The organism is Sphingomonas sp. CCH10-B3, assembly GCF_001556185.1.
Taxonomy (GTDB): Bacteria; Pseudomonadota; Alphaproteobacteria; order Sphingomonadales; family Sphingomonadaceae; genus Sphingomonas; species Sphingomonas aquatica.
In genome coordinates this window covers 1-9965 of sequence record NZ_LSIJ01000059.1, presented here as the reverse complement: position 1 = coordinate 9965, position 9965 = coordinate 1, and the positions used below count along the sequence as shown (strand labels likewise).

10 protein-coding genes are annotated in these 9965 nt (G+C 66.8%); 4 read left to right on the top strand and 6 right to left on the bottom strand.

The features are described from left to right. Positions 1 to 32: 32 nt before the first annotated feature. The 4 genes from AX672_RS09530 to hflK form a co-directional block, all read right to left on the bottom strand. Positions 33 to 1661, bottom strand: coding sequence for a helicase HerA-like domain-containing protein (locus AX672_RS09530; RefSeq protein ID WP_066650913.1), 1629 nt, complete (start codon positions 1659 to 1661; stop codon positions 33 to 35). A 121-nt stretch (positions 1662 to 1782) separates the two neighbouring features. After that, positions 1783 to 3321: a Do family serine endopeptidase gene (locus AX672_RS09525; protein WP_066650912.1), complete on the bottom strand. Its 1539-nt coding sequence runs from the start codon at positions 3319 to 3321 to the stop codon at positions 1783 to 1785. 84 nt (positions 3322 to 3405) lie between these two features. After that, the gene (gene hflC / locus AX672_RS09520) at positions 3406 to 4281 is read right to left on the bottom strand and encodes a protease modulator HflC (protein WP_066650911.1); all 876 of its coding nucleotides are present in this window, start codon (positions 4279 to 4281) and stop codon (positions 3406 to 3408) included. Next, positions 4281 to 5390: a protease modulator HflK gene (gene hflK / locus AX672_RS09515; RefSeq protein WP_066650910.1), complete on the bottom strand. Its 1110-nt coding sequence runs from the start codon at positions 5388 to 5390 to the stop codon at positions 4281 to 4283. The genes hflC and hflK overlap by 1 nt, the downstream gene beginning before the upstream one ends. 71 nt (positions 5391 to 5461) lie before the next feature. Here hflK and AX672_RS09510 point away from each other — a divergent pair, with 71 nt between their 5' ends. Genes AX672_RS09510 through AX672_RS09500 form a run of 3 tightly spaced genes read left to right on the top strand, consistent with a single transcriptional unit; the run spans position 5462 to position 7362 of the window. Continuing rightward, complete coding sequence (locus AX672_RS09510; RefSeq protein WP_066650909.1) at positions 5462 to 6433, top strand: Mrp/NBP35 family ATP-binding protein; 972 nt, start codon at positions 5462 to 5464, stop codon at positions 6431 to 6433. Between the two features lie 12 nt (positions 6434 to 6445). Next, on the top strand, positions 6446 to 6874 hold the full coding sequence (locus AX672_RS09505) for a CoA-binding protein (protein ID WP_066650908.1): 429 nt from the start codon (positions 6446 to 6448) through the stop codon (positions 6872 to 6874). Positions 6875 to 6915: 41 nt separating this feature from the next. After that, positions 6916 to 7362, top strand: a complete 447-nt coding sequence (locus AX672_RS09500; RefSeq protein WP_066650907.1) for a hypothetical protein — start codon at positions 6916 to 6918, stop codon at positions 7360 to 7362. A 1-nt stretch (position 7363) separates the two neighbouring features. On the opposite strand, the gene hemW is transcribed toward AX672_RS09500, so the two are convergent. After that, complete coding sequence (gene hemW, locus AX672_RS09495; protein ID WP_066650906.1) at positions 7364 to 8515, bottom strand: radical SAM family heme chaperone HemW; 1152 nt, start codon at positions 8513 to 8515, stop codon at positions 7364 to 7366. Positions 8516 to 8539: 24 nt separating this feature from the next. On the opposite strand from hemW, the gene AX672_RS09490 reads away from it, so the two are divergent. Next, entirely contained in the window at positions 8540 to 9097 is a 558-nt protein-coding gene (locus AX672_RS09490) for a CAP domain-containing protein (protein WP_231731251.1), read from the top strand. 12 nt (positions 9098 to 9109) lie between these two features. Here AX672_RS09490 and AX672_RS09485 read toward each other — a convergent pair. Next, positions 9110 to 9965 (bottom strand): hypothetical protein (locus tag AX672_RS09485; RefSeq protein ID WP_231731249.1); only part of this gene is annotated, 856 nt, incomplete at its 5' end.

Genomic DNA, 9965 nt, shown 5'->3' with positions numbered 1-9965 from the left:
CCCCAACCCTCCCCTAAAGCGGAGGGGCTTAGTTACCCCTTGAACAGCCCGCCGAGCACGCCGCGCACCAGTTGACCCACCAGCCCGCCGCTCGATGAGCCGCGCCGTGATCCGGTACCAAACACCGATTTGGCGACTTCGTTGGCGACGGTCCGCGTGATCGTCGTCGTCGCGGTCCGTGTCGCCGACGTCGCGATCTTGTTCCACGGCGAGTCTGCTGCGGCTTTGGCGGCGGCCTTCTCGGCGGCGATGCGTGCGCGTTCGGCTTCCTTGGCGGCGCGCGCGTCTTCCTTGGCCTTGATCGCGGCGGCCTTTTCGGCCTCGCTCGCCGCCTTGGCTTCGGCAGCGGCGGCGGCGGCTTCCTGCGCCTTGGCGCCGAGTAGTTCCTCGGCCGATTCCTTGTCGATCAGCGTATCGTATTTGTCGCCGATCGCGTCGGTCGAGATCATCGTCGCGCGCTCGATCGGGGTGACAGGGCCGACCCGGGTCGCCGGCGGCTTGATCAACGCGCGCTCGACTGGCGAGGGCGCGCCGTCTGGCTGGAGCAGCGACACGAGTGCCTCGCCGATCTTGAGCTCGGTGATGACCGTCGCGACATCGACGTCGGGGTTGGCGCGGAACGTCGTCGCCGCCGCGCGCACCGCTGCCTGGTCGCGCGGGGTGAAAGCGTTCAATTTGTGCTGGATGCGGTTGTTGAGCTGGCCCGCGACCGTATCGGGAATGTCGATCGGGTTCTGGGTGATGAAATAGACGCCGACGCCCTTCGACCGGATCAGCCGCACGACTTGTTCGATCTTCTCGAGCAGCGCCTTGGGCACGTCGTTGAACAGCAGATGCGCTTCGTCGAAGAAGAAGCAGAGCTTGGGCTGATCGGGATCGCCGACTTCGGGAAGATTTTCAAACAGCTCGCTCAGCAGCCAAAGCAGGAAGGTCGAATAAAGCTTGGGGCTCGCCATCAGCTTGTCGGCGGCGAGGATGTTGACGATGCCGCGCCCCTTGTCGTCGACGCCCATGAAATCGGCGAGGTCGAGCGCGGGTTCGCCGAAGAAATGCTCGCCACCTTGGCTCCGCAGCTGGAGCAGCGCGCGCTGGATCGACCCGACCGATTGCTTGCTGACATTGCCGTAAGTAGTGGTCAGCTCGGCGGCATTCTCACCGCAATAGCTGAGCATCGCCTGCAGATCGTCGAGGTCGAGCAGCAGCAGCCCTTCCTTGTCGGCGACGTGGAAAGCGATCGTCAGCACGCCTTCCTGCACGTCGTTCAGGTCCATCAGCCGCGCGAGCAGCAGCGGGCCCATTTCGGAAATGGTGGTGCGGATCGGGTGACCCTGATCGCCGAACAGGTCCCAGAACTGCACCGGCGTGTCGTGATAGGTCCAGTCGGCGAAACCGATCTCCTTCGCGCGCGCGTCGAAAATACCGTGCAGCTTGGCGTTGGTCGGCGATCCCGCCATCGCGAGCCCCGAAAGGTCCCCCTTCACGTCGGCGACGAAGCAGGGAACGCCGACGGCGGAAAATCCCTCGATCAGGCCCTGCACCGTTACCGTCTTGCCGGTGCCGGTCGCGCCCGCGATCAGCCCGTGGCGGTTGGCGCGCTTGAGTTCGAGCGCCTGCGGCCTCGCCCCGCCTTCGCCTGCGCCGATGAAGATCGATCCCGCCATGTTGCCTCCCGCCAGCTCCGTATTGGGTCCCGCTATCGCGCGTTTATGGCGCAAGCGGCAAGACACGAAAACGCCACCCGGTCGCGGGGACCGGGTGGCGCTCTGAATCGAGGACGTGGGTTTACTTGTTGAAGCGGACCGAGATGAATTGGCCCGGCAGGCGCCCACGCTGCACGAACAGCAATACGGCCTCGCGTCCGGCGGTCTTCGCCTGATTGATGACCCGCGCCATGTCGGCGACGGTCGTCACGGGCTGGCGGTTGGCGGAGACGATAACGTCGCCGCGCTGCAGCCCCTTTTGCGCAGAGTCGCTCGACGGATCGGCTGACACGATCACGACGCCGGTCACCGATGCATCGAGCTGGAGCGCCCGGCGGATGTCGGCGGTCAGCTCGGTGACGGTCAGGCCGAGAGTGGCGCTCATCACGGCGTCGCCTTGGCCCTTCCCGCCGGTTTCGGGCACGGCGCTGTCGTCATTGCCGCCGGTGACGGCCGCGGCGAGCGCATCTTCCGACGGGCGCGTGCCGGCCACGGCATTGAGCGTCAGATTCTTGCCGTCGCGGTTGATGTCGAGCCTGATCGCGCCGCCTGGCTTCACATTGGCGACAAGATAGCTAAGCGTCTGGTCAACGGTCACGTCCTGCCCGTTGACCTTGAGCACGACGTCGCCGGTCTTGACGCCCGCCTTGTCCGCCGGACCGCCCGCTTCGACGCGGTTGATGATTTCGCCGCGGCCCTTCGGCAGGCCGAGCGCGGCCCCGTCATCCTCGCGGACCGGCTGGATGCCCACACCCAGATAGCCGCGCTTGACGGCGGTGCCCTTCATCAGCGTGTCGATGATCGGCTTGGCTTCTTCGGCCGGAATCGCAAAGCCGATGCCGATGTTGCCGCCGCTCTGCGAGAAAATCTGCGAGTTGATGCCGATGACATTGCCGTTCAGGTCGAACATTGGCCCGCCCGAATTGCCCTGGTTGATCGCCGCGTCGGTCTGAATGAAGCGGTCATAGGCACCGCCCTGACCCGTCGAGCGGTGCAGCGCCGAGATGATGCCCGCCGTCACCGTCGAGCCGATGCCGAACGGATTGCCGATCGCGACGATCCAGTCGCCGACGCGTGCCTTGGTCGAATCGCCGAACTTGACGAAGGGCAGGTTGGTGCCGTCGATCTTGAGCAGCGCAAGGTCGGACGCCTGATCGCGACCAATCAGCTTCGCCTTATATTCCTTGCGGTCGGGCAGGATGACGGTGATCGAATCGACCGTCGCGCCGCGTGCGCCGGGGGCGACAACGTGGTTGTTGGTCACCACATAGCCGTCGGGCGAAATCAGAAAGCCCGAACCGAGCGACTGCGCCTGACGCGTCACCGGCGCGCTCGGCTGGTCCTGACCGCCGCCGAAGAAATCCTGGAAAGGCGTGCCCTGGAACGGATTGGCCTGCGGCTGCACCTTGATGCTCTGCTTGGTCGAGATGTTGACCACCGCCGGCTGGAGCCGCGCGACGAGATCGGCGAAGCTGGCCGGCGCGCCGGCGCGCGGGGCGATCGCCGCCATTGCGGTCGGTTCGTTCTGCGCGGTCTGCGCGCCGGCCGGGGGCTGCAGCGCGAGCGTCGCGGCAGCACCGCCGACTAGAAGAGCACCCGAAATGGCATAGGCGTAGCGCACGGTATGTTGTTCCTCTCTGGTCGATCGCGTGACGGGCGGTTTATGCCCGCGCTTCCTGAACGGTAATTGAATGCAAAACGATTGTCAGCGTGGCCGCCCCCGCCCGGTGAACTGGCGCAGATAATCATCGTTCGGCGACAGGATGATCTGCGTTTCGCCCTGGTTCGGCCCTTCCTGCGCGAAGGTATATTTGTACGACTGCATCGCGCGGTAGAAATCGTAGAATTCGGGATCCTTGTTGCCCGCATCGGCATAGATTTTGGACGCATTGGCGTCCGCCGTGGCGCGGATGATCTGCGCGGCCTTTTCGCCTTGCGCGCGGATCGTCGCGGCTTCCTGCTGGCGCGCAGTCTTCATGCGGTTGAGCGCGCTGTCGAGCGGGCTGCCTTCGGGCAGGTCGGCGTGGCGGATGCGGACGTCGACGATTTGCGCGCCATATTGGCGGGCGAGCTGCTGCAAACCGGCCTGGATATTGTCCATCACCTGCCCGCGTTCGGGGCTGAGCAACGCAGCGAACTGGCGGCGGCCGAGTTCGTTGCGCACCGCCGTGCCGAGCAGCGGCCGCAGCTGATCGGCGACGCGTTCCTCGGTGGACGACGTGCTGCCGGTCGACACCACCGCCTTCAGCGGATCGACGATGCGAAAGCGCGCAAAGGCATCGACTTCGAGCCGAAGCTGGTCGGTCGACAGCACCTGCTGGTTGTTCAGATCGACGTCGAGCACGCGTTTGTCGATCCACACGATCTTGTCGAAGAACGGCAGCTTCACCGCCAGACCCGAATCGGTCTGGCCGAACGGCTGGTTGGGCTTCCACCGGTTGATCGTGCCGACCGGCTTTTCGAACCGCAGGATCACGCCCTGTTCGGTTTCGGGCACGATGAACACGCTCGATGCGAGCAGGATGAGCGCCAGCAGCGCGGCAATGCCGACGCCGATCGGATTACGCCAGAAACTTGCCATCACTGCGCTCCCGTCGTCGGCGCGGGCGTCGCGCTGGTCTGGGGTACGGCCTCCGTCAGGCGCGGCGGCGGCGCCTTCAGCGGCAGATAAGGGACTACCCCGCCGCTATCGACGATCGTCTTGTTGTTTCTGGCGAGCACGGCTTCCATCGTTTCATAATACATGCGCCGCCGGGTCACTTCGGGCGCAAGCTTATACTGGGCATAGGCGAGGTCGAACTGCTGCGCTTCGGCCTGCGCGCGGGCCATCACTTGCTGTTCATAGGTGCGGGCGACGTTCTGGTCCGACTGCGCCTTTTGCTGGGCGGCGCTGACGAGCTTGAAGTCGTCGATCACGCTGGCGGGCGGATCGGCCTTGTTGATCGCAACCGACTGGATGCGCACGCCCGAGCGATATTCGTCGAGGATCTGCTGCATCAATGCCTGCGCGCGCTGTTCGATATCGACGCGCCCGCCGGTGATTGCCTGGTTCATGTTGACGGTGGCGATCACCGATCGCATCGCGCTTTCGGCGGTCGCGCGCACCGTGCCACGCACGTCCTTGATCTGATACAGATAATTCTGCGGATCGACGATGTCCCAGCGGACGGCATAGGCCAGATCGACGATGTTCTGGTCGCCGGTCAGCATCAGATTCTGGGCACTGCCGCCTTCGGGGAAGTCTTCGGTCCGGATTTCCTGAACGTCGATCTTGGTGACGGTCGCGATCGGCGCGGGGAAGGTCATGTTGAAGCCGGGTTCGAGCGTGCGCGAATAGCTGCCGAAGAACGTCACCACCCCGCGCTGCTGCGGCGCGATGACGTGGAAGCTGGTCAGCAGCAGCCACAGGACGATGATCAGCCCGACGCCGATCGTCCACAGCGAACGACCGCTCGCGCCGCTGGGCAACCCCGGAAAGCCGCCGCCGCCACCGCCCGGCCCGCCCGGACCGCGCGCGCGCCGCAGGAATTCGTCGAGCGCCGTCGGCTTCGCCCCCCGCGGCCTGCCGCCGGGTGGCGCGGCCCACGGATTGCGCGGGCCATTGTCATCATTGCCGCTGCCCCACGGGCTTTTGGGCTTGTCGTTCATCAGAAGCGGGAAATGTGGCCACCAGGCAGGACGGATCGTCATGCTCCCTTTATAGGTGAGCGCGGGCGGAAAAACAGTGGCAAGTGTATCAGGGATGCGTATCAGTCGCGCAAATGACCGCCGCCGCTCCTCCGAACGCTGCCGTTGATGCCGCCGTGGCCGCCGTGGCGGCCGGTCGCGCGACCGTGCGGGTCGAAGGAGGCGCCGCGCGGATCATCATCGATGTCACCGGTTTGGCGGCCGAAGAACACGCGCCGATCGAAGCGCGCGTCCGCGCCGCCGCGCTTGCGGTGGAAGGGGTTGAGACCGTCCAGGTCGCACTGACTGCCAGCCGCCCCGCGCGCGCGCTGGTCGCAGTCGCCAGCGGCAAGGGGGGGGTCGGCAAGTCGACCGTTGCCGCAAATCTCGCGATTGCGTTGCAACGGCGCGGGCGGCGGGTCGGGCTGGTCGATGCCGATATCCACGGGCCGTCGCAGCCCAAACTGCTCGGCGTTGAGGGGATCAAGCCGGTCGCGCGCGACAAGGTGCTGCAGCCGGTGCCGACGTCCTACGGCGTATCGCTTTTGTCGATGGGGCAGTTTGTCGCGCCCGATCAGGCAATCGCGTGGCGCGGGCTGAAGGCGGCGGGTGCGCTCGGTCAGTTGGTCGATGCCAACTGGGGCGATGCGGATACGCTGCTGCTCGATCTGCCGCCGGGGACGGGTGACATTCAGCTGACGATGATCCGCAGTCACCGCCCCGCGGGCGCAGTGATCGTGTCGACGCCGCAGGACCTTGCGCTGATCGATGCGACTCGCGCGATCGACCTGTTCGCACAGGCAGGCGTGCCGGTGATCGGCCTCGTCGAGAATATGGCGGGCTATGCCTGCCCCGCCTGCGGTGCGGTCTCCGACCCGTTCGGGCGCGGCGGCGCCGAAGCGGCAGCAGCCCGGCTCGGCATTGCATTTCTCGGGCGCATTCCGCTCGACATCGCGATCCGCACCGCCTCCGACGACGGCCAGCCGCCCGCCGCCGGGAACGGGCCCGAAGCGCTCGCGTTCCATCAGATTGCTGACCGAGTCGCCGACTGGATCGACGCCCGCTGACAGGAGATCGCCATGCCGCTGACCACTGACGATGATATCCGCGCGCTGCTCGAAGGCGCTCGCACGATGGCGATGGTCGGTGCGTCCGATCGACCCGATCGACCGTCGTATGAAGTGATGGAAAAGCTCCAGCGCCATGGCTACCGCGTCATTCCGGTCAACCCGCAAATCGCGGGCGAGCATATCCATGGCGAATATGTTTTCCACGATCTGGGCGAGATCGGTGTGCCGATCGACATCGTCGACATCTTCCGCAACGCCGCTGCCGCAGGCGAAGCCGTTGATGCCGCGATTGCGACCGGCGCGAAGGCGGTGTGGATGCAATTGGGCGTGGTCAACGAGGAGGCCGCCGCGCGCGCCGAAGCCGCCGGGCTGAAGGTCGCGATGGATCGCTGCCCGGCTATCGAGCTGCGGCGGCTGGGTATCGGGCGGGTCGGCTGAACGCCACGCAATTGCCGCGATTGCGGCGGAAGGAAGGGCCGATGTCGATGCTGCTGATCGCGCTGCTCCAGGCGGCCACCCCCGCTCCGGCCGCGCCCGAGGCCGACACGCCGACGCGCTTTTCGATTCTGGTGCCGGTCGCCGACGAGCCGTGCCGCCCGCGCGAACCCAAGGACGCCGATGTCGTCGTCTGCGGCAATCCGCTGAAAAGCCAGCGCCTGCCCTTTCCCAACGACCCTGATCCGAGCCGGGGGCGCCCGTCCAATCCCGACCTGACCGGGGCGCGGGCACTGGAGCTTCAATCGACGCCGTGCGCAGCCCGGTCGGGCGGCTGCGGCGGGGCGGGCATCCCGATTCTCGGCATGGCGCTGTGGGCGGGCAAGCAGCTTGTCGATGCCGTCAGCAGCGGCACCAAGGCCAAGGTCGACAAATCGAAACGCGTCGCGATCCCGCTCGACGACCCGGTCGCACCGGCCAAGGCCCCCTGACTTACTGGTCCGGCACCAGCGCCGCTATTATCGCGTTGAGCACCAGCATCCCCGTTTCAGTCGCGCGCAACCGTGATCCGTCGTGGATAATCAGCCCCTCGGCAGTCAGCGTCGCCGCCGCGCGGGCGTCGATAACATCTTCCACGCGCTGCCCCGAAAGCGCCGCGATCCGCGCAAGATCGACGCCTTCGTCGAGCCGCAACCCCATCAGCAGCGCTTCCATCCGCCGCGCGTCGGCCGACAGCGTCTCCTCGACTTCGATGCCGTGGCGGTTGCGGTCGATCGCGCGCAGCCAGTTCTCGGGCTTCTTGTGGCGCATCGTCGCGCGGCCACCGCGCCGGCCATGCGCGCCGGGGCCGATCCCGGCATAGTCACGGTAGCGCCAATAGGTGAGGTTGTGGCGGCTCTCGGCGCCCGGTCGCGCGTGGTTGGATACTTCATAGGCCGGCAGGCCTGCCGCCGCCGCAATTGCGCGCGTCGTCTCGAACAGTGTTGCCGCCTCCTCATCACCGGGGGTCGCCAACCGGCCCGCCGCCGCTTCGGTCGCAAAGCGCGTGCCGGGCTCGATCGTCAGCTGATAGAGCGAGAGATGTTCGGTGCCGAAGCCGATCGCGCGGGCGAGTTCGGCCTCCCACGCGGCCTGCGACTGGCCAGGCCGCGCGTAGATCAAGTCGAAGCTGACGCGCCCGAAATGCACTTGCGCGGTGTCGAGCGCTGCCAACCCCTCGGCCGCGTCATGCGCGCGGCCGAGGAAGCGAAGCGCCGCGTCATCAAGCGCCTGCAGCCCCAGCGACACGCGATTGACACCCGCCGCCGCGAGATCGGCGAAGCGCGCGGCCTCGACCGACGACGGATTGGCCTCGAGCGTGATCTCGATGTCGCCGTCAAAGCTCCATGCGCGCCCGGCCGCGTCGATCAGCGCGGCGACGGTCGCAGGCGGCATCAGGCTGGGGGTGCCGCCGCCAAAAAAGATCGACCCGAGCCGCCGTTCCGGCAGCAGTGCCGCTTCATGCGCAAGATCGGCGAGCAGTGCTGCCGCCCAAGCCGCTTGATCGACGGTCTCGCGAACATGGCTGTTGAAATCGCAATAGGGACATTTCGAGACACAGAAGGGCCAGTGGATATAGAGTGCGAGCGGCGCGGTGCTGTCCATCGCGCAGGGCTATGGAGAAAGACGGTGGCAGTGAAAAGGATGGCGTCTGCGGTGATGCTCGCGCTGGTCGGCTGCGCGCAGTCCGGCCCGGCGCGCGTCACCGAGGCCGTGGCCAAGCCGGTGGTCCAGCCACGCGGCGCGGCGCTGCTGCGATCCGCGATGCTGGCGGGGCACAGCGCCGCGCGCGCTGAAGTCGGGCTGCCGCCTCTCGTGTGGGACGATGCGCTGGCAAAGGCGGCGCTTTCCTATGCACAGACGCTCGCGCGCACGCGCCAGTTCCGGCACGCCGAGCAGCCGCGCGGGGCGGCGGCGCAGGGCGAAAATCTCTTCACCGGCACGCGCGGCGCCTACAGCTATCGCGAGATGGTCGATCTGTGGGTTGCGGAGAAGAAGGACTTCATCAACCGGCCAACGCCGAATTTCAGCCGCACCGGGCGGTTCGCCGATGTCGGCCATTACACCCAGATCGTGTGGCGCCGCACCAAGGCGGTCGGCTGCGCGCTCGCGAGCAACGACCGCGACGATTATCTAGTGTGCCGCTACAGCCCCGCCGGCAATGTATGGGGGCAGGTCGCGTTCTGACCGTGGCGCCGCTCAGCGGGCGCCGTGCAGCGTGCCGATCACAGTGTAGCCCGGCGCCGCGCCGGCATCGGTGACCGTACCACCAAAGCTCGCGCCGAGCTCGATGGCGCGCGGGCCGAACAGGCGGCCGCTGATCGTCCCCGTCACTGTCCGGGTGCTGCTGCTGAGCGGTGCCACGAAATTGTCGGTCGTCGAGTCGATCGATGCGATGGCGCTGAAACTGCCGAGATCGATCGTCGCGCCGCCGCCGGATGCGGGCGTGCCGAGCAGCTGGAACGAAATCGTCACGCGCCGCGCTGCTGTGTCGATCGCGGCGGTCAGGCTGCCCGCGCGGATGGCATAGGCGCGCGAACCTGTCCCATCGCGGACATAGGCCGTCCCTGACAAGGTGGTGCGTGCGTAGCTACCCGAGGGTGACGTTGCCAGATCGGACGCGAGCGTCGTCATGCCCAGCGCACATTGATAGTCGCGCGTGGCGCCAGCGGGCACCGACAGTGTCGCGAACCGGGCATAGTCCAGCCCGATACCGCCCGCCACGGGCTGGACGATGGTGAAGCGCACCGGATCGCTGCCGATCACCGTCGCATGGGCGACTTCGGCGGTGACATTGCTGAAATCAACCGTGCGCCCGTCAAAACTGAGCGACAAGCCGTCACCGGTGACGCCCCAGACCTGCGGCGTCAGCACGTAGCGAAAGGCGAGGCCCTGGCCATAGTTGGTCACCGCGCGCAGCACCGGCGGCTGGCTGGTGACGGCAACGCTGGCGCACGCGCTGGGCAAGGTGATGCCGGCACCCAGACGGGTCGAGTAAATCTCGGTAAAGCGCATGTAGCTTGCCGAGGGAGTTGGCGTCGGGGTGGGCGTGGGC